Annotated in this window: 21 protein-coding genes; 7 read left to right on the top strand and 14 right to left on the bottom strand. The window is 70.7% G+C overall.

Translation table 11 applies throughout. The features are described from left to right. Positions 1-154: 154 nt before the first annotated feature. From CCN37_RS04925 to CCN37_RS04905, 5 genes are all read right to left on the bottom strand, one after another. Positions 155-1,480 (bottom strand): NAD(P)/FAD-dependent oxidoreductase, encoded by a 1,326-nt coding sequence (locus tag CCN37_RS04925; protein WP_086819449.1) that lies wholly within the window; start codon positions 1,478-1,480, stop codon positions 155-157. A gap of 314 nt (positions 1,481-1,794) precedes the next feature. Next, on the bottom strand, positions 1,795-1,977 hold the full coding sequence (locus CCN37_RS04920; protein ID WP_086819448.1) for a hypothetical protein: 183 nt from the start codon (positions 1,975-1,977) through the stop codon (positions 1,795-1,797). Between the two features lie 20 nt (positions 1,978-1,997). Next, entirely contained in the window at positions 1,998-2,264 is a 267-nt protein-coding gene (locus CCN37_RS04915) for a hypothetical protein (protein WP_086819447.1), read from the bottom strand. A 232-nt stretch (positions 2,265-2,496) separates the two neighbouring features. Beyond that, positions 2,497-3,546 carry a hypothetical protein gene (locus CCN37_RS04910; RefSeq protein WP_086819446.1) on the bottom strand — a complete coding sequence of 350 codons (1,050 nt, stop codon included), beginning with the start codon at positions 3,544-3,546 and terminating at the stop codon, positions 2,497-2,499. A gap of 102 nt (positions 3,547-3,648) precedes the next feature. Continuing rightward, the gene (locus CCN37_RS04905) at positions 3,649-4,380 is read right to left on the bottom strand and encodes a uracil-DNA glycosylase (RefSeq protein ID WP_210407873.1); all 732 of its coding nucleotides are present in this window, start codon (positions 4,378-4,380) and stop codon (positions 3,649-3,651) included. An 86-nt stretch (positions 4,381-4,466) separates the two neighbouring features. Between CCN37_RS04905 and CCN37_RS04900 the strand changes: the two genes are divergently transcribed. Continuing rightward, positions 4,467-5,972, top strand: coding sequence for a S10 family peptidase (locus CCN37_RS04900; protein ID WP_086819444.1), 1,506 nt, complete (start codon positions 4,467-4,469; stop codon positions 5,970-5,972). A 54-nt stretch (positions 5,973-6,026) separates the two neighbouring features. On the opposite strand, the gene CCN37_RS04895 is transcribed toward CCN37_RS04900, so the two are convergent. Both CCN37_RS04895 and CCN37_RS04890 read right to left on the bottom strand, forming a co-directional pair. Then, positions 6,027-6,980, bottom strand: coding sequence for a Ppx/GppA phosphatase family protein (locus CCN37_RS04895; protein WP_086819443.1), 954 nt, complete (start codon positions 6,978-6,980; stop codon positions 6,027-6,029). Between the two features lie 52 nt (positions 6,981-7,032). Then, positions 7,033-8,301 (bottom strand): lytic transglycosylase domain-containing protein, encoded by a 1,269-nt coding sequence (locus CCN37_RS04890; RefSeq protein ID WP_086819442.1) that lies wholly within the window; start codon positions 8,299-8,301, stop codon positions 7,033-7,035. A 217-nt stretch (positions 8,302-8,518) separates the two neighbouring features. Between CCN37_RS04890 and CCN37_RS04885 the strand changes: the two genes are divergently transcribed. Beyond that, entirely contained in the window at positions 8,519-10,138 is a 1,620-nt protein-coding gene (locus CCN37_RS04885; RefSeq protein ID WP_086819441.1) for an acyl-CoA dehydrogenase family protein, read from the top strand. 107 nt (positions 10,139-10,245) lie between these two features. Here CCN37_RS04885 and CCN37_RS04880 read toward each other — a convergent pair whose 3' ends face one another. The 4 genes from CCN37_RS04880 to CCN37_RS04865 form a co-directional block, all read right to left on the bottom strand. Beyond that, complete coding sequence (locus tag CCN37_RS04880; protein WP_086819440.1) at positions 10,246-10,767, bottom strand: DUF501 domain-containing protein; 522 nt, start codon at positions 10,765-10,767, stop codon at positions 10,246-10,248. Further along, positions 10,764-11,408 (bottom strand): septum formation initiator family protein, encoded by a 645-nt coding sequence (locus tag CCN37_RS41330; RefSeq protein WP_246842812.1) that lies wholly within the window; start codon positions 11,406-11,408, stop codon positions 10,764-10,766. Before CCN37_RS41330 ends, CCN37_RS04880 begins: the two co-directional genes overlap by 4 nt. Positions 11,409-11,414: 6 nt before the next feature. Next, positions 11,415-12,707: a phosphopyruvate hydratase gene (gene eno / locus CCN37_RS04870; protein ID WP_086819438.1), complete on the bottom strand. Its 1,293-nt coding sequence runs from the start codon at positions 12,705-12,707 to the stop codon at positions 11,415-11,417. A gap of 236 nt (positions 12,708-12,943) precedes the next feature. Then, a complete protein-coding gene (locus CCN37_RS04865) occupies positions 12,944-13,786 on the bottom strand; it encodes a LysR family transcriptional regulator (protein WP_086819437.1) in 843 nt (280 codons plus the stop codon). A 97-nt stretch (positions 13,787-13,883) separates the two neighbouring features. Here CCN37_RS04865 and CCN37_RS04860 point away from each other — a divergent pair, with 97 nt between their 5' ends. Next, complete coding sequence (locus tag CCN37_RS04860) at positions 13,884-14,780, top strand: DMT family transporter (RefSeq protein WP_246842811.1); 897 nt, start codon at positions 13,884-13,886, stop codon at positions 14,778-14,780. A gap of 85 nt (positions 14,781-14,865) precedes the next feature. Continuing rightward, complete coding sequence (locus CCN37_RS04855) at positions 14,866-15,243, top strand: tetratricopeptide repeat protein (protein ID WP_086819435.1); 378 nt, start codon at positions 14,866-14,868, stop codon at positions 15,241-15,243. A 292-nt stretch (positions 15,244-15,535) separates the two neighbouring features. Here the strand turns inward: CCN37_RS04855 and CCN37_RS04850 are convergent, their stop codons facing one another. Beyond that, a complete protein-coding gene (locus CCN37_RS04850) occupies positions 15,536-16,666 on the bottom strand; it encodes a glycosyltransferase family 1 protein (protein ID WP_210407872.1) in 1,131 nt (376 codons plus the stop codon). Between the two features lie 223 nt (positions 16,667-16,889). Here CCN37_RS04850 and CCN37_RS04845 point away from each other — a divergent pair, with 223 nt between their 5' ends. The 3 genes from CCN37_RS04845 to CCN37_RS04835 all read left to right on the top strand — a co-directional run bounded on the left by CCN37_RS04845 (position 16,890) and on the right by CCN37_RS04835 (position 18,708). Continuing rightward, complete coding sequence (locus tag CCN37_RS04845; protein WP_086819433.1) at positions 16,890-17,735, top strand: inositol monophosphatase; 846 nt, start codon at positions 16,890-16,892, stop codon at positions 17,733-17,735. Positions 17,736-17,816: 81 nt separating this feature from the next. Beyond that, positions 17,817-18,212: a hypothetical protein gene (locus CCN37_RS04840; RefSeq protein ID WP_086819432.1), complete on the top strand. Its 396-nt coding sequence runs from the start codon at positions 17,817-17,819 to the stop codon at positions 18,210-18,212. 109 nt (positions 18,213-18,321) lie between these two features. After that, positions 18,322-18,708 (top strand): hypothetical protein, encoded by a 387-nt coding sequence (locus CCN37_RS04835; protein WP_086819431.1) that lies wholly within the window; start codon positions 18,322-18,324, stop codon positions 18,706-18,708. A gap of 40 nt (positions 18,709-18,748) precedes the next feature. On the opposite strand, the gene CCN37_RS41995 is transcribed toward CCN37_RS04835, so the two are convergent. Next, positions 18,749-20,128, bottom strand: a complete 1,380-nt coding sequence (locus CCN37_RS41995; protein ID WP_086819430.1) for a YbhB/YbcL family Raf kinase inhibitor-like protein — start codon at positions 20,126-20,128, stop codon at positions 18,749-18,751. Next, positions 20,125-21,213 carry a VanZ family protein gene (locus tag CCN37_RS04825; protein WP_246842830.1) on the bottom strand — a complete coding sequence of 363 codons (1,089 nt, stop codon included), beginning with the start codon at positions 21,211-21,213 and terminating at the stop codon, positions 20,125-20,127. The genes CCN37_RS41995 and CCN37_RS04825 overlap by 4 nt, the downstream gene beginning before the upstream one ends. Between the last annotated feature and the right edge of the window lie 66 nt (positions 21,214-21,279).

Below are 21,279 nucleotides of genomic sequence, written 5' to 3'. Positions count from 1 at the left end.
GATGCACCTCGCGTAGTCTCGGTTTCAACCTAACGCAATGTCAAGGCAACCTTAAATTACCGTCCGCTGTCCGAGCTGTCGACGCGAGCCGTTCGGACCACCGTGACGCCGGGTGCCTTACAAGATCGCTACCGGGCCGTACCGAGCACTCTAGTCAGCTCCTAGCTGCGCGAACGAAATCCGCCTTCGGATCGTTGATCTGCCCGAGCGAGACGACCTCGCGCCGGAACACCAGCGCCAGGGTCCAGTCCATAACGATTCGGAACTTGCGGTTGAAGGTCGGCATGCGGCTCATGTGGTAGGTCCGGTGGATGAACCAGGCCGGGAATCCCTTGACCCGCACCCCGAACAGCTCCGCGACGCCCCGGTAGAGACCGAGGCTGGCGACCGAGCCCACGTGCTTGTGGCGGTAGGGCTTCGGCTGCTTCCCGCGCAGCACCGCGATGATGTTGTCGGCCATCTGCCGGGCCTGGCGGACCGCGTGCTGGGCCGACGGGCTGCACATCGCCTGCGGGTCCTGCTCGACCTTGGCGAGGTCCGGGACGGCCGAGCAGTCACCGGCCGACCACGCGTCGCGCAGTCCCTCGATCTGGGTAGTGGAGGTGCAGCGCACCCGGCCGCGCGAATCCCTCGGCAGGTCGGTGTTCTCCAGCACCGGGTTGGCCTTCACCCCGGCCGTCCAGATGATCGTCTCCGAGTCGAACTCGGTGCCGTCGTCGAGCACCACGTGCCCGTCGACCATGCTCTTCACCCGGGTATCGAGGTAGACCTGGATGCCGCGCTCGGCGAGGCGCTCCACCGTGTAGACGCCCATCCTCGGGCTCACCTCGGGCATCACCCGGCCGGTCGCCTCGACCAGCACCCAGCGCATGTCCTCGGGCTTGATGTTCTCGTAGTAGCGGGTCGCGTAGCGCGACATGTCCTCCAGCTCGGCGAGCGCCTCGATGCCCGCGTAGCCGCCGCCGATCACCACGAAGGTCAGCAGCTTGCGGCGCAGCTCGGGGTCGACCGTGGTCGCCGCGAGGTCCATGCGCGAGAGGACGTGGTTGCGCAGCAGGATCGCCTCGCCGACCGTCTTGAAGCCGATGCCCCGCTCGGCGAGGCCCGGGATCGGCAGCGTCCTGGCGACCGAGCCGAGGGCGGAGACGAGCACGTCGTAGCCCAGCTCCTCGACGTGGCCGTCCGGCAGCTCGACCGTGGCGACCTTGTCCGCGTGGCTGATCTTGGTGACCCGGCCGGTCAGCACGTGGCAGCGCTTGAGCGCCTTGCGCAGCGGGACCACGACGTGCCGGGGCTCGATGGAACCAGCCGCCGCCTCCGGGAGGAAGGGCTGGTAGGTCATGTGCGGCTGGGGGTCGACGACGGTGACCGAGGCTTCACCGGCTTTCAGCTTGGACTGCAGCCGCAGCGCGGTGTACATGCCGACGTAACCGCCGCCGACGACCAGAATGCGAGTGGGTTGAGACCTCACAGCAGCCATACACAAATGGTCGCACCCGCACCTGCGCAACGCCGGGCAAAACGCACGTGTCCTGGCACTCAACGACGGGGAAACCGCAGGTCGCACGGTGAACGTGGCCAGGCGCACACCGGCCACTCGACACCTCGACCGCGCCCATTCGCCAGCCGTGATCACCCCACCACCCCCAGTCACCGGCCCCGTTGGCCCTGAACGACCCGTTCAGTGCGTTCAACGCGCCAAACGCGGCGTTGGCGGTGCGGCGCATGCCCAGGTGTTCCGCGAATCGGGCCGTTCCGCGTTACTTGGAACAGGGCGATTGCGGAACGGGCTGTTCAGACGTGCTTCGATGCAGCCCTGAGCAACTCGTCGATGAGGAATGCTGTGGAGAGAGCGGTTCGCTCCTCGTCGTCGAGCCCGGCGACCGCCGCCGCGGCAGCTGAGGCGATCGGCCCTCCAGCGTCCCGGCCGTGTTCCGCCAGCGCCTTCAAGGCGGTCGCCGTGACCGCACCGGCCACCTAGTGCGACGCGAGCATCATCAGCTGGCCGGCGACCTCGCGCCCATGTCGATCACCTGGAGCAGGCGCAACACGTCGAGCCCGTCCTTGGGTTTGAGCCGATGCGGCGTCGCGCGGCGCTCCTCAATCTTGACGATCTTCGCCACCAGGAGCGCGGCGGGACCGGCCACCCGAAGCCGCGCTCGCCGGGAATCGCTCGGGTCCAGTGCGGCGATCTCGTGCCACGCGTTGTCGATGAGCGCGGGCTCCAAGCCGACCGTTCGCCGAGCGACCTTGTTGCCGTGCACGGGAAGGCGAGGGCATCGGCGAGCAGCGGCTCGTCGCACAGCAGGTCGGGGGCGAGTGCCACGTCCGCGTCGGTCGTTGTCGGCGCGACAGCGAGGTCACCAGCGCCTGTGTGGAAGTAGACGGCCTGTGCCCCGACGAGAACGACCGCGTCGAGATGCGCGGACAAGGCACCGAGCGCGTCCAGCAGAACAGCGCGAGCTTCGACGTACTCGCGGGGTGTTTCGGGGTGGGTCACGCAGTCCATCCGGGATCGTCGGCGGCCAGAACCGCCATCAGCTGCTCCGCTTCTTCACTCGACCGCCCTGGCCCCGTCAGCAGGTCGACCACGGCCTGGAAGGCCGGTGCGCACAGCAGCCGATCGCGGGTTCGGGCACCTTCTAAGAGCACCGCGTCGAAGGGCCGCACGAGCAGGACGTTCGCCCCTCGTTCCGTTGGCCGGAGACCGAGATCGCGTTCCAGCGCCCCTGGTTCAGGGGTGTAGACCGTCAGTGCTGTCAGCGGCACGACGGACAGGGTCTCCTGCGGCAGGTACGCGCGCGCTGCCGCCGAGCCGGTCACCACGTGGTCGTCGTCCGAGAGCTTCCGGAGCGCACTCAGCGCGTGTTCGACTCCCCTCGGATCGATCATGCGCACGACCTCGTTGGAGGTCATCAGGCCGTAGTCCTGGCTCCACCGGCGCACCAGGGATCTCTTGCGCACGCGCGTGACCTCACCGGCCTCGCTGCGACCGATGAGCCCTTCGCGGTCCAGCAACTCCAGGACGCGCGCGCTCGTGCCAGCACCGACACCGACTCCCGCGGCCAGTGCCCGCACCCCGACCGGACCTCGGCCGTCCAGGAGCCCGCGCACTACGCGGGCGGCACCGGGACCGCGCAGGGACTTCAAGCGGCGGTCGGCGGCATCGGTGAACGGGGCCCGGTCGGCCCCCTGCCGATCGATGAACACGCTCGGCCGGTCGAGCCGCAGCCGGAGGTTTCCCGTCTGGTCGAACCAGCCGAGGTCGGCTTCGGCGAGTCGCTCCCGCGCCAGCGGGGACGCGAACGGCGCGATGATCATGGCCGCGTCCGCGGCGAAAACGGAGCGCCAGCGCTGCGCCAGCGTGTGGATGTGCGGCACCGCTCGGGGTTCCAGCTTGCGGCTGACCTCGGCGACGATCACCGCCGTCGAGCCGTCCGGCGAACTCAGGCGCAGGAGAGCGTCCACCTCGAGCCCGGCGCTGCGGCGCTCCCGTTCGACCGTGAGGGACCAGGCGGACGGCAGCGTGTGGCCAAGAGCGGCCATCAGCTCTCGCACCCTCTCCGAAGAGGGCGTTCCGCAAAGTGGACCGTTCCGCGTCACGCGGAACAGCTTAATTTGCGGAACGCTTTCGCGCCAGCCGGTGTCTCAAGGCAGGCCCGCGGTGTGCTTGGCGGCGGTGAGGACGGCTTCGACCATCGCGGGGGTCAGGCGGCCGGACATGGTGTTGCGCTGGCTGACGTGGTAGCAGCCGAACAGGGTCAGCGGCGGGCCGTCGTCGGTGGCGGGGAGCTCGACGCGGGCGCCGTGGCCGAACTTGGGGCGGGGCGCGGGCACGGTCCACGACGAGTACGCCAGCACCGGCAGCAGCGCCTGCCAGCCGAAGCCGCCGAGCACGACGATGGCGCGCAGGGTGGGCCGGAGCAGGCCGAGTTCGGCGCTGAGCCACTGGCGGCAGGTGTCGCGCTCGGTCGGCGTCGGCTTGTTCTCCGGCGGCGCGCAGCGCACGGGAGCGGCCATGCGCGTGCCGATGAGGCGGAGGCGGTCGTCGCGGAGCCCCGTTGCGGGGTGGACGGCCTCGGCCTGGGTGGCGAGCCCGACGGCGTGCAGGGCGGCGAAGAGGACGTCGCCGGAGCGGTCGCCGGTGAACATGCGACCGGTGCGGTTGGCGCCGTGGGCGGCGGGCGCGAGGCCGACGATCCCCAACGCGGCGTCGGCGGGCCCGAAGCCGGGGACGGGCCGCCCCCAGTACTCGTGGTCGCGGAAGGCGGCGCGCTTGACGACGGCGACCTCCTCGCGCCAGGCGACCAGGCGGGGGCAGGCGCGGCAGGAGGTGACGGCGGCGTCGAGCGCTTCCAGATCCTGGCGAACGGGGTCCACGCGCACAGGATGCCCGAGGTAACGGATGGGCAAAGCAGTTGCTGAGTTCAACTAATAATCGGCGACGGGCGAGTTAAGGTCGCGTCATGCCAGCGAAAGACGCCAAGGAGCCGAAGGGCACCAGCGACAAGGAGCTCGACGCCGAGACAGCCGCACCGTCTCGGCAGGACGAGCCGGTCGACGACCTGGTGACCACACGGCACGCCCTGACCATCAAGCGCCGCAAGCTGAACTACACCGCGACCGCGGGGCGCGTCGTGCTCCGCAAGGAGGTGCACACCGACGGCACCTTCGACGGGCACAAGCCCAAGGCCGAGGTCTTCTTCACCTCCTACACCGTGGACGGCGGCGCGGCCGACCGGCCGGTGACGTTCGCGTTCAACGGCGGCCCGGGCTCGTCGAGCGTCTGGCTGCACATGGGCGTGCTCGGCCCCAAGCGCGTGCTCAGCGGTGACGCGGGCGAACTGACCCCGCCGCCCTACGGCCTCGCGGACAACGCCGAAACCCTGCTGGCGCACAGCGATCTCGTGTTCATCGACCCGGTGTCCACGGGCTACTCGCGCGCGGCGGCCGGGGAGAAGCCGGGCGAGCACCACGGCTACACCGGTGACCTGGAGACCGTCGCCGAGGTGATCCGCCTGTGGACCTCGCGCAACGGCCGCTGGATGTCGCCGAAGTTCCTCGCCGGCGAGTCCTACGGCACCCTGCGCGCGGCGGGTCTGGCGGAGTACCTGCAGACGCGCTTCGGCATGTACCTCAACGGGCTCATGCTGATCTCGTCCGTGCTGGACATGGGCACGATCCGGTTCACCCCCGGCAACGACCAGCCGCACGCGCTGTTCCTGCCGACCTACGCCGCGATCGCGCACTACCACGGCCTGCACGGCGACCGGCCCCTCGCGGACGTCCTCGCCGAGGCCGAGGAGTACGCCGCGGGCGACTTCCTGTGGGCGCTGGCGCGCGGCTCCAGGCTGACCGCCGAGGAGCGTGCGGAGGCCGTCCAGAAGGTGGCTTCGCTGACCGGTCTGTCCACCGACTACGTGGACCGCGTGAACCTGCGCATCGAGCACGTCCGCTTCTACACGGAGCTGCTGCGCTCGCGCGGGCTCGTGGTCGGCAGGCTCGACGGCCGCTTCACCGGCTGGGAGCGCGACGGCGGTGTCGAGTCCTACGGCTCCGACCCGTCGATGACCGCGATCACCGGCCCGTACTCCGCCGCGCTGAACCACTACGTGCGCACGGAACTCGGCTACTCCAACGACCTGCCCTACGAAGTCCTCTCGCGGGCCGTGCACCCGTGGTCCTACAAGGAGTTCGAGAACCGGCACGTCACCGTTTCCGGGAAGCTCGCCGAAGCCATGCGCGCCAACCCCTTCCTCAAGGTGCACGTGGCGTCGGGCTACCACGACGGCGCGACGCCGTACTTCGCGGCCGAGCAGGTGTTGGCGCAGCTGCAGATTCCCGATGAGCTGCGCGACAACATCGAGGTGAAGTACTACGAGGCCGGGCACATGATGTACGTGCACGAGCCCTCGCGCATCCAGCAGTCCGCGGACCTGGCCACCTTCGTGAAGGCCGCTTCGAACCGCTAGCGCCTTGTGGGGAGCCGTTCGCGGGTTTCGTTGCCCGCGAACGGCTTCTCCGTCTCAGGCCAGCGAAAGGGCGATGCCGTCGAGGATGTCGTGCTCGCTGGCGACCAGCTCGGTGATGCCCGCGCGCTTGACGAACTCGTCGGCGAGGGAGCGGAGCACGAGCGCCCCGCCGTTGATCACGTCGACCCGGCCGGGGTGCATGGGGCCGAGTGCGGCGCGCTCGTCGTGGGGCATGGTGAGCAGGCGGTCGGACACCTCGTGCACGGTGTCCAGCGGCATGCGGTGCAGGTGCACGCGCTCGGAGTCGTACTCCGGCAGGTCCTGCGCCACGGCGGCGATGGTGGTGATGGTGCCGGCGACACCGACCCAGGTGCGAGCTCCGCGCACGTCAACGGCTTCGAAGGCGTCGGCCAGGATCTCGTGGACGACGCGCTCGGCCTCGGCGCGCTGCTCGGCGGTGGGCGGGTCCTCGTGCAGGCAGCGCTCGGTGATCCGGACGCAGCCGACGTCGACGGAGCGGGCGGCGGTGATCTCGGCGCGCACGCCGTCCCAGGTGCCGACGACGACCTCGGTGGAGCCGCCGCCGATGTCGGTCACGACGAACGGGCCGTCCTCGGGTTCGAGGTCGCCGACCGCGCCGGTGAAGGACAGCCGGGCTTCCTCGTCGCCGCTGATCACCTCGGCCTCCGCGCCGAGCGTGGCGCGGACCATGCTGAAGAAGTCCTCCCGGTTGCCCGCGTCCCTGGTCGCCGAGGTCGCGGTCATCCGAACGCGCTCGGCGCCCTTGCGGCGCAGCACGGCGGTGTAGTCGGCGAGCGCGGCGCGCGTGCGCTCGATCGCCTCGGGCGCGAGCTGACCGGTCGCGTCGACGCCCTGGCCGAGCCGGACGATCCGCATCTCCCGGTGCACGTCGCGCAGCCAGCGGCTGCCGTCCTCGCGCACGGTCACATCGGCGACGAGCAACCGGATCGAGTTGGTCCCACAGTCGATCGCTGCGACCCGTGGCATGCCGAACCTCCTACGGTGGGCGGACTTCCAGCCCAACCGTAGCGTCAGCGGCTCAGCGCGGTGCCGTGGTCATCGCGGGCCCGGGCTGCGCCTTGGAGGTCGGCGGGGCCGGGGAGACGCACGGGTTGGTGCTCGGCGTCGAGGTCGAGGTGGTCGGCTTCGGCGTCGTGGTGCTGGTCGTCGTGCTCGTCGACGTCGTCGTGCTCGGGCAGGACGGCGTCGTGGTGGTCGGCTTCGGAGACGTGGTGATCGGCCGAGCCGACGTTGTCGTCCACGGGTTCGTGGTCGTTGTCGTCGTCGTGGTGGTGGTCGTCGTCGGCTGCTGGTTGCTCGGGCCCGGGCCCGGCGGCGGCTGGTTGGGGTCCGGCAGCGGGGGCGGCGGCTGCGGGACGGGCGGCGGAGCGCCCTGCGCCAGCACGTCCGGCGGAATCGGCGTGGTGGGCAAGGGGTTCACGCCGGTCGCGTACGCGGCGGCCCACAGCAGGACCTTCTGCACGTAGACGTTGGAGTGGTTGTAGCGGAACACCGCCTGCACGAGCTGCGACGGGTCGAGCAGGTTCAACCCGCCGGAGCAGAGGTACTTGCCACTGGCCAGCGCGGCGTCGTAAACGTTGTGGGGACTGGAAACCCCGTCGCTGTCGCCGTCCGCGGCGTAGAGCGCCCACGTGCTCGGGATGAACTGCATCGGGCCGACCGCGCGGTCCCACACGGTGTCCCCGTCGAGCCTGCCGCCGTCGGTGTCGCTGATCGCCGCCATGCCGGGACCGCCGTTGAGCACGGGGCCGAGGATGCGGCCGACCGTGTTGCCGCGCAGGTCCACCGCGGAGTTCGCGTGCCTGGACTCGATGCGGCCGATGCCCGCGAGCACCGACCAGTGCAGCCCGCAGCCGGGCATCGTGGCCTGGAGCGTGCGGTCGGCTCGCATGTACGCGTCGAGCACGGTGCCGGGGATGCCGAGGGTGCCGCCATCGGGTAACTCGGCGAAGGGGTCGTCGCTGAGCTGGCCGGGATCGCGGAGCGCGTCGAGCAGCGTCGGGCTGATCGAGTCGTTCTGCGCGAGGTGACCGCCCGCGCCGAGGTCGCCCGGGTAGCCGCGGAGCTTGGCGAGCAGGTCGCCGAAGGCGTACGCGGAGTTCGCGTCGTCGCTCGGCGTGGCCGGGAGCGTGCCGAGTCCGACGACTCCGGCGAGCGCCGGCGGGACGATGAGCGCGGCGGTGGCGGTCGCGGCGGCGGCCATGCGCCTGGCCTTGGTCTTCAGCACGCGTCGCCGGCGAGCCTTGCGAAGCGCGGTCCTGCCGAGTGGCGCGTTGGGGGTTTCCACCAAGCACCCTCTCCTCAGAGTTGTCGCCCTACCGTCGTCACGTACCCGCCGGCTCACCGTACCTACAAGTAGGTCGGTTGTTGAGGACTGTTCGTTATCTCGTCAGCGATTTCCCACCGATGTATCAATTCACTTAACAACTCCTTTACGGGGTGGCGCGAGGCGGTCACCGGGCGTGCCCTTCTGCTCGGCCGACGGGGTGGTTACTGTCGAGTACATGCCGCACGGGGACTTCGTCACACACCGGGTCAGCAACCAGCCGCCCGCACTCGCCGACTTCGACGCCCTGGCCTGCGACCCCGCGCTGACCAGCACGATCACCGACGCGGAGCTGCTGGGACGGCTGCACGGGACCGGTCGGCTGGCGGGCTCGGAGCAGGCTCGCGAGCACGGCAGGCTGGCCAACGAGAACCCGCCCGTTCTGCGCACGCACGACCGCTGGGGCAACCGCGTCGACGAGGTGGAGTTCCATCCTTCGTGGCACTGGCTGATGGGCCATGCGGTGGAACTGGGATTGCACGCTGCCCCGTGGGGCACTGAAGTCGGCCCGAACGCGCACCTCGCTCGGGCAGCCGCGTTCTACCTGTGGAGCCAGGCGGAGTCCGGCCACGGCTGCCCCATCTCGATGACCTACGCGTCGATCCCCGCGCTGCGCCACTCCCCCGAACTGGCCGAGCGCTTCGAGCCCGGACTGCGCTCGCGCACCTACGACTTCGGCCTGCGCGCGCCGGAGACCAAGGCGGGTCTGCTCGCGGGCATGTCCATGACGGAGAAGCAGGGCGGCAGCGACGTCCGCGCGAACACCACGACGGCGAAGCCGCTCGCTGACGGCAGCTACGAGCTGGTCGGGCACAAGTGGTTCACCTCCGCGCCGATGAACGACCTGTTCCTGACGCTCGCGCAGGCTCCGAGCGGACTGACGTGCTTCGTGCTGCCGCGCGTGCTCCCGGACGGCTCGCGCAACGCGATTCGCTTGCAGCGCTTGAAGGACAAGCTCGGCAACAAGTCCAACGCGTCGTCGGAGATCGAGTACGCGGGCGCGATCGGCTGGCGCGTCGGCGAGGAGGGCCGAGGGGTCCCCACGATCATCGAGATGGTGTCGATGACGAGGCTGGACTGCGTGATCGGCTCGGCGTCGACGGTGCGCGCCGCGCTGACCGAGGCCGCGCACCACGTCGCGCACCGCTCCGCGTTCAGCTCGCGGCTGGCGGACACTCCGCTGATGTCCGCCGTGGTCGCCGACCTGGCGTTGGAGTCCGAAGCCGCGACGCGACTGGCGATGCGCCTCGCCCGCGCGGTGGACGCCGGAGAGCGGTCACTGCTGCGCTTGGCGTTGCCGGTGTCGAAGTACTACGTCTGCAAGCGCTGCCCCGTCGCGGTCGCGGAAGCCCTGGAATGCTTGGGCGGCAACGGTTATGTGGAGGACTCCGGGTTGCCGCGGCTCTACCGGGACGCACCGCTGAACTCGATCTGGGAGGGCTCGGGCAACGTCACCGCGCTGGACGCCTTGCGCGCCATGGCAAAGGATTCGTCCACAGTGGACACTTTGCTGGCCGAGGTCGACCTCGCCGCCGGAGCCGACGCGCGACTGGACGCGGGCGTGGCCGACCTCCGCAAGGAGCTGGCCGACCCGACGCCCGCCCGCGCGCGGCGCTTGGCCGAGCTGGCTGCCCTGTGCCTCCAAGGCTCCCTGCTGGTGCGGGAAGCCCCCAACGACGTCTCGGACGCGTTCCTGGCGACCCGCTTCGGCTCAGAAACCACGCGCACCTTCGGCACGCTCCCGCGCGGCCTCGACACCACCGCGCTGGTGGAACGGATCATGCCGACGGTGGGCTAAAGCCCTGAACGGGTCGTTTGGTGCGTTGAGCGCACTGAACGGGTCGTTCAGCGCGTTCAACGCACTGAACTAGGCGTTCGCGTGAGTGGGGCGTGTGGGGTTTGCCATCAGGAGGAGTGGCGCTGGGCACAGGGGCCGGGCTTCCACCACTCGCCAGCGGCTTCGATGGACTCGTCGCCGAAGGGGTTGACGCCGGGTCCGGTCGCGAGGGCGTGCGCCACGTGGACGTGCAAGCACTTCACGCGGTCGGGCATGCCGCCAGCACTGACCTTGGTGCCGAGGGACTCGATGGAGTCGCGCTCGGCCAGGTAGGACTCGTGCGCCTTGAGGTACTGCTCGGCGAGCGCGGGGTCCTCGGCGAGGCGGTCGGTCATCTCCTGCATCACGCCGGACGCCTCTTGCGTGCCCAGGCGCGAGGACAGCCGCGCGCAGGTCAGGTAGTACATGGTCGGGAACGGCGTCCCGTCCTCCAGGCGCGGGTTGGTCTGCACGACCGCCGGGTCGCCGCACGGGCAGCGGTAGGCGACGGCGCGCACGCCGCGCGGGGTCCTGCCGAGCTGCGCGGTGATCGCGTCCCGGTCTGCCTGGCTGGCGGGCTCGTGCCCGGCTCCGGACGTCACTGCGGTCATCCTCCGGCGATCGAGTCCCACAGGCGCTCGAACCACGACTTGTTCGGGGCGGCCTGCTTGGTGGTGTCCTGTTCCTGCGGCGGCGCCGGGGTCGGCAGCTCCACCACGTACGGGGTCTCCCCCGGGTTCACGTACTTCAGCCGCCGCCGCGCCTCGGCCTCGACCTGGGCGGGGTCCAGCAGCTGGGCCTTGCGCTCCTCCAGCCGCCGCACCTCGTCGGCGTTCTGCTGCTGGAGCAGGGTCTCCTGCTTGATCTCCGAGCGCTGGCTGATGTAGGTCCGCAGCGGCACCGCCACGGACAGCACCAGCGCGCACACCACCAGCGCCAGCATCGCGGCCCTGCGGGTGGAGGAGAGCTGGAAGGCCCCCGCCGCCTTCGGCGCCATGCTCTGCCTGCGCGGCGGCTGCGGGGTCCGGCGCGGGGCCCCGCCGCGGTGGGGCGAGCCCGGCTGCTGCTCGCGCGCGTGCGGTCGGCCCGCGCGCTCACCGCCGCCCCGCTCGCCGCGCTCTCCCCGGTCCCCTCGGTCACCCCGGATACCGGTCCAGCCGCTCAGCCTGCGCTGGGCGCGCTCCGGTCGGCGCGCCGCCGCGGCCTCGGTCCGGCGACGGCGGCGCTCCCGATCCTGATCGCGCCCAGCCACGGCTCATCAGCCCCCGTTGGCCGGGGAGTAGCGCGGGAAGGCGAGATCGCCCGCGTAGCGCGCCGCGTCACCGAGGGCTTCCTCGATGCGCAGCAGCTGGTTGTACTTGGCGACGCGCTCGGAGCGGGCCGGGGCACCGGTCTTGATCTGGCCGGCGCTGGTCGCCACGGCCAGGTCGGCGATGGTGGTGTCCTCGGTCTCGCCGGAGCGGTGGCTCATCATGCAGCGGTAGCCGCAGGTCTGCGCCAGGGTGACCGCGTCCAGGGTCTCCGAGAGCGTGCCGATCTGGTTGACCTTCACCAGCAGCGCGTTGGCGGCGCGGCGGGAGATGCCCTCCTCAAGGCGCTCGGAGTTGGTGACGAACAGGTCGTCGCCGACGATCTGGACGCGCTCGCCCAGCTCGCTGGTCATCCGCACCCAGCCGTCCCAGTCGTCCTCGCTCAGCGGGTCCTCGATGGAGACCAGCGGGTAGGCCTTGACCAGCTCCTCGTAGTAGCCGGTCATCTGCTCGGCGCTGCGCTTGGTGCCCTCGAAGTGGTAGGCGCCGTCGCGGTAGAACTCGGTCGCGGCCACGTCGAGCGCGAGCACGATGTCGCGGCCGAGGCGGTAGCCCGCCTTCTCCACGGCGGAGGCGATGAGGTCCAGCGCGTCGCGGTTGCTGGGCAGGTCGGGGGCGAAGCCGCCCTCGTCGCCGAGCCCGGTGTTGAGGCCCTTGGCCTTGAGCACCGACTTCAGCGCGTGGTAGACCTCCGCGCCCCAGCGAACGGCCTCGCGGAAGGACTCCGCGCCGATCGGGGCGATCATGAACTCCTGGATGTCGACGCCGCTGTCCGCGTGCGCGCCACCGTTGATGATGTTCATCATCGGCACCGGGAGCACGTGCGCGTTGGGGCCGCCGACGTAGCGGAACAGCTCGAGACCGCTGCTCTCCGCCGCCGCCTTGGCCACCGCGAGCGAGGCGCCGAGGATGGCGTTCGCGCCGAGGCGGGACTTGTCCGGGGTGCCGTCGAGGTCGACCAGCTTCTGGTCGACGACGCGCTGCTCGATGGCCTCGATGCCGGTGAGCGCGGGGCCGATTTCGTCGAGGACCGCGGTGACGGCCTTCTCGACGCCCTTGCCGAGGTAGCGGCCCTTGTCGCCGTCGCGGAGCTCGACCGCCTCGTGCTCACCGGTCGACGCCCCGGACGGGACGGCGGCGCGCCCCAGGGTTCCGTCGTCCAGCAGCACTTCAACCTCGACGGTGGGGTTTCCGCGCGAATCCAGGATCTCGCGGGCGCCTACCTGCTCGATGACCGCCACGTGCGCTCCCTCTTTACCAGCGTGTGGGACCCAACAGGCGCCGAGCCTAGTCGTGCCGGGTCGGGCGCGTTTCACAAGTCCGTGTTCGCGATAGCCGGGCGAGCCCGCCCCTGGCTGCGCCGCCGGAAAGCCCCCGTACAACACCGGTACGCGGACTCCCCGGCGTCTTGTCAGGAACGACCTCACTGTGTCCCGACTTCGGCCTGCGGCCAGGGCAGGCTCTCATCGAACGAGACCTATGAAACACGCCCCAGCACGTCGCGGACCACCTCCGCGGCGACCGCGGCGAGCCCCGCCGGAGCGCCCCTGCGCGCCCTGACCCGCAGCGGAGCGGGCCGCAACACCGGCAATCCCTCGTACTCGGCCAGCCCCTCGGGACGACGCGCGGTGACGGGGAGCAGTGTGACGCCGAGCCCACCCCTGGCCGCCGCGAGCACCCCGGAGAGGTCCTGCGCCTCGACCGCGAGCCGGTACGGGACGTGCTCGTCGTTGAGCACGGCGAGCGCGGTCCGGCGCACCACGCAGGGCTCGGCGTAGACCACCAGCGGCAGCGGATCGGTCGGCACGAACTTCGGCGCCGCGAACCAGGTGAGCCGCATCGTGCCCGCCGCGCGGCTGCGCCCGCCCGTCGGTCCGCCGAGCAGCAGCGCGAGGTCGACGTCGCCGCGCTCGACCGCCTCGGCCAGGCGCGCCGTGCGGTCCAGCCGGAAACGGATCTCGCGTTGGGGGAACGCATCGCGCAACGCGACGGCGAGTTCGGGCAGGAGTTGGTCGGCGGCGTGCTCGCTGGAGCCGATGACCAGTGCGGCGTCGTGGTCGAGGCCGAGCCTGCGCAGTGCTTGGTCATGCGCGGAGAGGATCGCCCTGGCCTCGGCGAGGAGCTGGTCCCCGCGCTCGGTGAAGCGGCTCTGCCTGCCGTCGCGTTCGAGCAGGTCCCCGCCGACGATCTTGGCGAGCCGGGCGATGTGCTGGCTGACCGCGGACTGCGTGAGGTGCAGCGCGGTCGCCGCGCGGTGGAAGCCTCCGTGGTCGGCGATCGCCACGAGGCTGCGCAGCTGGACGATGTCGAGCACGGCCATGCCCGGATGCTAACCGCCCGATCCATCACGCCCGCTGATCGATCGCGTTTACTAATCGATTGGCCGTTCTGTTGCGGCTCCGATTCAGGCTTGCCGCATGAGGATTCCCGTTCCGGTCGCGATCGGAGTCGTGTTCGTCTGGACGTCCGGTTACGTGTTGGGCGCCTTGGCCGTCGGCGTGGTCCCGCCGTACCTGCTGACCGCGGTCCGCCTGACGCTGGGCGCGGTGCTGATGGGCGCGATCGCGCTCGTGACTCGCGCGCGTTGGCCGCGTGGGCGGCTCCTGCTGCACGTCTGCGTCGCCGGAGTGCTCACGCAGGCCGTGCAGTTCGCCGGTGTCTACGGCGGTTTGCAGGCCGGAGTGCCCGCGGCGGTCACCGCGCTCGTGATGGCGTTGAACCCCGTGCTGACGGCGGTTCTCGTGACGGGCCTGCTCGGCGAGCGCGTTGGGCGGCGGCAGCTGGTCGGGCTCGCGCTCGGCGTGCTGTCGGTGATCGCGGTGCTCGGCGAGCGGGTGGTGGAGGTGGGCCTGGACGCGGGAAGCCTGCTGACGCTGATCGGGCTCTTCGGCTTCGCCGTTGGCGGGATCTACCAGCAGCGGTTCTGCGTCGGCGTCGACGTGCGGGCCGCGAGCACCGTGCAGATGGCCGTGTCCGCTCCGATCGTCGGCGTGCTCGCGCTGTTCGAGGGCGGGACCGTGCAGGACTGGACCGGCGCCGGGCTGATCGCCCTCTGGCTGGTGTTGATCAACGCGCTGTTCGGGACGGCGGTGTACTTCGAAGCGGTCCGGCGCGGCGGTGCCCGGCGAGCCAGCTCCCTGTTCAGCGTCGTGCCCGCCATGACCGCGATCGCCGCGTGGCCGGTGCTCGGCGAGGTGCCGTCGCTCGGCGCGGTCTTCGGCTTGGTCGTCGGCGCGGCCGCGTGCGCGCTGGGGACAGCGGACATCCGTCCGGTACCGCGAAGAGATCGCGTCGCGACCGTCCATCCGGGATGATCACTGAGGGTGCCGGTGCGCGCGCCGGCTGCCCACCATCCGGCGGTCGATCACTGGCCGTCCCCGGCGTAGCGTGGGGTGGACCATGAGCGACGGCACATTCGAGGCGTTCCGCAGGGCCGAGGCGCTACTCGCGCGACGGCAGCCCCTCGACGCCATCCGCGCGTTGGAGCCGGTCCTGGAGGACGAGCCCAACACCCCGAGCGTCCAACTCCTCGCCGCCCGCGCCTACTTCGCCTCCGCGCAGCTCAACCGGGCCGAGGCCGCCTTCCGCAAGGTCGTCGAGCTCGACCCGACCGACCACTACGCGCGCTTCGGCCTCGGCAAGACCCTGCACCGCCAGGGCCGGCTGCACGACGCGGTGCGCGAGCTCAGGATCGCCGTGGCCATGCTCCCCTCCCCCGACTACCAGGAAGCCCTCAACGAGGTGCGCGCCCGCATAGCCGTGGAGAACAGCAACTAGCCGTTTTCGCGTTTTGGCAACAACTTGTGCGGGAGAGCGCTCCCGTTTCACAAGTCGTTGGCACAACGCGCGGAGGCACGCTGGCGGGCGGCTGGGATGTGGGTGGCCTGGCCGCGACGTGGGTGCGTCGCCAATGCCGCGTTTGGTCCGTTGAACGTGCTGAACGAGTCATTCGCGTGGTTGAACGTGCTGAACGAGTCATTCAGCACGGTGAACGTGGTGAACGAGTCATTCAGCACGGTGAACGTGGTAAACGGGTCGTTCAGTGCGTTGAGCGTGGTGAACGGGTCGTTCAGGCGGCGGTGGTGGTGGACTGGGGGATGTTGGCGATCTCGACGTAGTGGTCGAGGAGCTGGTCGCAGATAACCGGCCAGGTGCGGGCGAGGACGGAGCGGCGCGCGGCCTCGGCGAAGCGGGCGCGGGTGCCGGGGTCGGCGAGCGCGGTGACGCCCTCGCGCAGGCCCTGCTCGAACTCGGCGGCGTCCCAGGCGGGCAGCAGGTAGCCGGTGCGCCCGGGCTGGACGAGGTCGCGGGGGCCACCGGCGTCGGGGGCGAGCACGGGGACGCCGGAGGCGAGCGCTTCCTGGACGGTCTGGCAGAAGGTCTCGAACGGGCCGGTGTGCACGAAGAGGTCGAGGCTGGCGTAGGCGGTGGCCAGCTCCTCGCCCTCGCGCATGCCGAGGAAGGCCGCGCGGGGCATGGACTTGCGCATGGCGTCGAGCTCGGGACCGTCGCCGACGACGACCAGCTGCACGCCGGGCATGTCGTGCGCGGCCTGGAGGCGGTCGACGCACTTCTCCAGCGCGAGCCTGCCGACGTAGCCGACGAGCAGTTCGCCGTTGGGGGCGAGCCGGGCGCGCAGGGCGTCGTCGCGGCGGGACGGGTGGAAGCGGTTCACGTCGACGCCGCGAGCCCAGTGGTGCACGCGCGGGATGCCGTGCTCGCCGAGCGCGTCAACGGCCCAGCTGGACGGGGCGAGCGTGCGGTCGGCCATGCCGTGCAGCCAGCGGGTCCAGCGCCACGCGGCGCGCTCGGCGAGGCCGAGGCCGTAGGTCCCGGCGAAGCCGGCGACGTCGGTCTGGTAGATCGCGATCGTGGGCAGGCCGAGCTTGCGGGCGGCGACCATGCCGCGCATGCCGACGATGAACGGCGACGCCAGGTGCACCACGTCGGGGTTGAACTCGCGCAGCGCCCGGACGACCTTGCGGCTGGGCACGCCGATGGGCTGGGCCTTGAGCACTGGCAGCTGCACCTCGGGCAGGCGCACGACCGGGAAGCCCGCGTACTCGTCGGGGCCGTTGCCCGCGGCGATCACCATCGCCTCGTGACCGTTGCGGCGAAGGTGCTCCAGCACCCGCAGCACGGAGTTGGTGACTCCGTTGACGTGCGGGAGGAAGCTCTCGGTCACGATCGCTACGCGCACGGGTCTCACAGTGCCCACCCTTCCAGCCCGGCCCGCACCGCTTGCACGAAGGGTCGGCGAACGGCGGGCGAAGTCCTGGTTCGAGGTACCCCCGGCGCGCTCGGGCAACGCCTGGACACCCACGTATGCACAGACGTCTGACCCGCACTTTTGGCCTGGTGATCCTCACCACGTCACCTCGGTTTCGCGCTGCGGACACCGACTCCGGTCACGCTCGGACGGCATGACGGCCTTGTCCTCCCAGCCGGTGCCCTCGCTCGAACCGGCACTGCTCTCCCGCGCTCTGGAGGTGGCGGGGCGGCTGGCCAACGACGCCGCGGACGTGATCACCGCCACGGCCGGGCGCGACGTCCGCCCCGAGACCGACGAGTCGCCGTTCGACTGGGTCACCGACACCGGTCGCACCCTGGAGCGGCACACCCGGCGCGTGCTCGCGACGGAGTTCCCCGGCGTTCCGGTGATCGGCGAGGAGGCGGGCGCGGGCAAACTGCCGGTCGCGGCCTCCACCGAGTACCGCTGGGTGGTGGACCCGGTGGACGGAACGATCAACTACGTCGCGGGCATCCCGTGGTGCTCGTTCAGCCTGGCGCTCATCGACCGGTTCGGCCCCGTGGTCGGCGTGGTCGCCGATCCCTATCGAGCGCAGATCTACGCGGCAGCGCGTGGAAGGGGCACCCGAGCCAACGGCACACCCGTGCGCCTGGCCCCGCGCGCGGACCTCGCGGGCGGCGTGGTCTGCACCGAGCTGAGCAGGGGCGGGATCTGGCCGGGCATGGCCGAGTTCACCGAGCGCGCCGGGCGGGCCAGGGTCGCCGTGCGCGTGCTCGGCTCGACGGCGTTGGCGATCGCGCAGGTCGCGCTGGGCCACGCGGTCGGCGCGGTGCTGCACGCCTACGAGGAGTGGGACGTGGCCGGGGCGCTCGCGCTGGCGGCGGAGGCCGGAGCGGTGGTGCTGGACCGCGACGGACACCCACGGGCGCTGCCGGAGGGCGGCGTGCTCGTCGCGGCCCCGGAATTCGCCGCTGACCTGCTGTCCTGGTGGCGCGCCGATCCCCAGCCACAGCGTTGAGTGATCGTTTAGCCCGCCGCCCTACGGTCACGCCCACACCGGGTCCCCACCCTCATCGCACCGGTACGAGAGGAAATTTCGGTGTTCTTCAAGAACGCGGTCCGCCGCGTCGTGGTCAGTGCGGCCGTCGTCGCGGCGGCCATGTCCACGCTGGTCGTCCCGGCTCAGGCAAAGGAGTCGGGCTGCAACGACATCACATGCATCGTGGTCATGGGTGAAGGTCTGTACGTCGACTACATCAGGGTCAGCCTTGAAATGTTCAGCTTCGACCGCGACGCCCACTTCCACATCTGGGGCGGCGGCATCGACATGAACACCCCCAGAAAGATCTACAGCTGGAACCGCCATGTCCATTACACGCTGGACCTCAGCAAGAACGTGGCAAACGGCACCAAGTACTGCGCGGAGGGTTGGGAGCACCTGGAGAAGGGCGGCTTGAAGTCGATCGGCCTCCCCTGCGTGACGATCAAGGTCTGAACCGGGGCGGCAGCGGGTCGCTCGTTCTGCGCGGCCCGCTGCCGCGACTTACGCTCTCGCCGAATCCCGGTCCCCACCGTCGTCGCACGACAGTGAGAGAGGGATTCCGGTGCTCTTCAAGAATGTGCTCCGCCGCGCCGCGGTCAGCGCGGTCGCCGTCACGGCCGCCATGTCGACGCTCGTCGTTCCGGCCCAGGCGGGAATGTCGGGCTGCAACGACATCACGTGCATCACGATCAACGGCAGCGGCTTGTCGGTGCACTCGATCAGGGCCTCGCTGACCTGGCGGAGCAAGATCTACGGCCACTTCCACATCTGGGGCGGCGGCATCGACATGAACACCTACACGACGACGTGGGCCCATCCGGACGGCTACACGCTGCGGGTCGGCCACGACCTGCCCAACCGCTCCGTGGTGTGCGTGCAGGGTTGGGAGCACCAGAACGGCGGCGGCACGCGGTCGATCGGCCGGGCCTGCGGAGAGATCAAGTTCTGAGCGGTGGCGGCGGGGGCGTCGCGCCCCCGCCGCGCTGCCGTCAGCCCAGGCCCTGCACGACGGCGGTGGCCGCCTTGTCGACGATCTCGCAGGGCTTCAGCGTCTGCGGCGGCGGCTTCTGGCCGAACCTCGGGTTCAGCTGCGAGGCGTCGAGTTCGACGGTGACCAGGTGCGCGGTGTTGGTGCCCTTGGGCTCGGAAGGCCGGTACACCAGGCTCACCGAACAGGTCTCCGGAAGGTCCGATGCGGGCCGGTTGTAGCGGGTGCCGCTGAGCCCGGCGACGGTCGTCGCGGTGGTGTTCTCACCGATCGCCTGCTCGACGATGTACTGGTAGATCACGGAGAAGCGGTACTTGTACTGCTCGCCGGCCTTGGTCAGCCCCACCTGGCAGCCGATGGGCGTGTAGCGGGCGACGGAGTCCACCGTCCAGCCGGGCATGGTGGCGACGATCTGCGCCTGCGAGGCGCACGGGTCCTTGCCCACCAACGACTTGCCGGTCGGCGGCGTGGTGCGGGCGGGCAGGGCGAGCAGCTTGGCCGCGACGATCCCGGCGTAGGTCTTCGCCTCCTCGCACGCGTCGGGCCACTCGCCCTTGGACTTGTAGCCGCTGATGCTGAAGGCGAAGCCGCTGTCGCCGATGGGCAGCTTGGCTGTGCAGGAGAACTCGGTGATCCGCTTCTTCGCCTGGTAGAGCTTGTGGCCGTTGACCTCCGACTCCACGTCGTCCTTGCGGTCGTAGTCGGTGTAGACGTTCACCGAGACCTCGAAGCGGTGGATGGGGTCGTTGTCACCCCCGTTGCCGGAGAGGACCTTGCAGCCGCTCAGGCCGGGGCCCATGGCGAGGGCCTGCTTGGCGCCGAACTTCTTCATCGACTCCGTGTCCAGCGCCAGGCACAGGTCGGCCGCGCGGACCTTGGCCAGCAGCTCCGCGTTCGCCTGCGAGCTGACCACCGCGGCGGTGGCGTCCTTGTCCACGCCGAGGGATTCGACGTCGACGGCGTGCACGACGAAGTAGTAGCGGTGCGCGCGGTCGCCCTGCGGCGGAGCGGCGCCGCCGTAGCCGGGGGTGCCGAAGTCGGTCGGCGTCTGGAAAGCGCCGGAGGGCAGGGAGCCGGAGCCCGCGCCGGTGGGGAGCGAGGTCACCGAGGCGGGGACGTCGACGACCACCCAGTGCCAGAAGCCGGACGGCGTGGGGGCGTCGGGGTCGAAGCAGGTGATGACGAAGCTCTTGGTCTCGGCGGGAAAGCCTGACCAGGACAGAGCGGGGGAGAGGTTCTCGCCGGTCGCGCCCATGCCGTTGAAGACGTGCTTCGAGGACAGCGGCTGACCGTCCGCGATGTCCTCCGAGGTGACCGTGAACGACGCGACCTCGGGCAGCAGCGCGTACGGATCGGGGGCGACGGGACGGTCGAGGCTCATCGGTGTTCCTCCGCGGGAAGGTGTTCGAAGCGGTACTTGCGGTTGGGGGCAACCCTAGTGCCGTAGCGGTCCACCCGGGAGTCGATCACCGTCAACCCGGCGAGCACGCCGCTCAGCCCGCGACCGCCCGTGGTGTGCACGAGGAAGCCGAAACTGGCGCACACCAACAGCACCGCCGCGTCGGGAACCGCCCCGACGAGCACGTAGTACCCACCGGAGCCGGTCAGGAACCGCAGCACGGCGCGCGGCCAGCGGGGGACCTGGCCGAGGCGGTCGGCGGGGCGCAGCAGCACGATGCGCTGGCCGATCGTGCCGCCGTTGCCCAGCAGCGGCACCGCGAGCAACAGCAGCGCGGCGGGCAGCCAGTAGGCCAGAACCGAGGTGAGCAAAGGGTTCCACACGCCCTCGCGCGGAACTTCGCCGTGCAGCGCCCAGTTCGCGAGCTTCGCGCCGAACAGCAGGCCGTTGCCCGCGACCCAGACGGCGAGCAGGTCGAGCGCGATGCCGAGCAGGCGCCGCCGCCGCGTCACGGGCCGGGGCACCCCGACGGGCACGCGAACCCGTTGTCCTGGAACGAAGTTGAGCACGGGAGCCAGTAGGAAGCCGATGGCCGCGCCGAGGGCGTTGGAGAGCAGGTCGCCGGTGTCGAAGAGGCGGTACGGGCACTGGAAGAGGAACCACACGCCGGTCAGCTGGGTGCTCTCCACGGTGAGCGAGATCAGCGCGCCGGTGAGCAGCGTCAGCGGCAGGCCGCAGCGGAACAGGTGCCGCAGGAACATGCCGAGCGGGACGAACAGCGCCACGTTGAACAGCACCTGGCGCAGCGCGGGGTTGCGCAGCAGCGCGCGGACGCCCGCGGTGTCGTACTTGCCCATGTCGGAGAGGAAGCGCAGCGGTGCGAGCACGGGTCTGGTGACGGCCGCGTGCCGCACGCAGAACGTCGTGTCGATCTCGGGCAGCGGCAGCAGCGTGTAGGTCACGAGGGCGAAGGAGTAGATCAGGAAGCCCAGTCCGAGCACCGCGTGCCCGAGGCCCAGTTCGCCCCGCCGGTGGTAGCTCCAGGCGATGTAGGGCACGACCAGCACGGCCGCCAACCCGAATCCCCCGAGCACCGCGACGACGGCCGACAGGGTCGTGCCCTACATCGCCTG

Origin of the sequence: Allokutzneria sp. NRRL B-24872 (assembly GCF_002155965.1) — a bacterium.
Classification (GTDB): Bacteria; Actinomycetota; Actinomycetes; order Mycobacteriales; family Pseudonocardiaceae; genus Allokutzneria.
The sequence above is the reverse complement of the archived record's forward strand: the minus strand, read 5'-3'. Positions and strand labels throughout refer to the sequence as shown.

What these genes read in the sequence shown, in the direction of transcription:
- CCN37_RS04860 (WP_246842811.1), top strand. Translation starts at nt 13,884, where the DNA reads ATGAGGATTCCCGTTCCGGTCGCGATCGGAGTCGTGTTCGTCTGGACG.
- CCN37_RS04900 (WP_086819444.1), top strand. Translation starts at nt 4,467, where the DNA reads ATGCCAGCGAAAGACGCCAAGGAGCCGAAGGGCACCAGCGACAAGGAG.
- CCN37_RS04895 (WP_086819443.1), bottom strand. Translation starts at nt 6,980, where the DNA reads ATGCCACGGGTCGCAGCGATCGACTGTGGGACCAACTCGATCCGGTTG.
- CCN37_RS41995 (WP_086819430.1), bottom strand. Translation starts at nt 20,128, where the DNA reads ATGAGCCTCGACCGTCCCGTCGCCCCCGATCCGTACGCGCTGCTGCCC.
- CCN37_RS04845 (WP_086819433.1), top strand. Translation starts at nt 16,890, where the DNA reads ATGACGGCCTTGTCCTCCCAGCCGGTGCCCTCGCTCGAACCGGCACTG.
- CCN37_RS04880 (WP_086819440.1), bottom strand. Translation starts at nt 10,767, where the DNA reads ATGACCGCAGTGACGTCCGGAGCCGGGCACGAGCCCGCCAGCCAGGCA.
- CCN37_RS04925 (WP_086819449.1), bottom strand. Translation starts at nt 1,480, where the DNA reads ATGGCTGCTGTGAGGTCTCAACCCACTCGCATTCTGGTCGTCGGCGGC.
- CCN37_RS04865 (WP_086819437.1), bottom strand. Translation starts at nt 13,786, where the DNA reads ATGGCCGTGCTCGACATCGTCCAGCTGCGCAGCCTCGTGGCGATCGCC.
- CCN37_RS04885 (WP_086819441.1), top strand. Translation starts at nt 8,519, where the DNA reads ATGCCGCACGGGGACTTCGTCACACACCGGGTCAGCAACCAGCCGCCC.
- CCN37_RS04855 (WP_086819435.1), top strand. Translation starts at nt 14,866, where the DNA reads ATGAGCGACGGCACATTCGAGGCGTTCCGCAGGGCCGAGGCGCTACTC.
- CCN37_RS04910 (WP_086819446.1), bottom strand. Translation starts at nt 3,546, where the DNA reads ATGGCCGCTCTTGGCCACACGCTGCCGTCCGCCTGGTCCCTCACGGTC.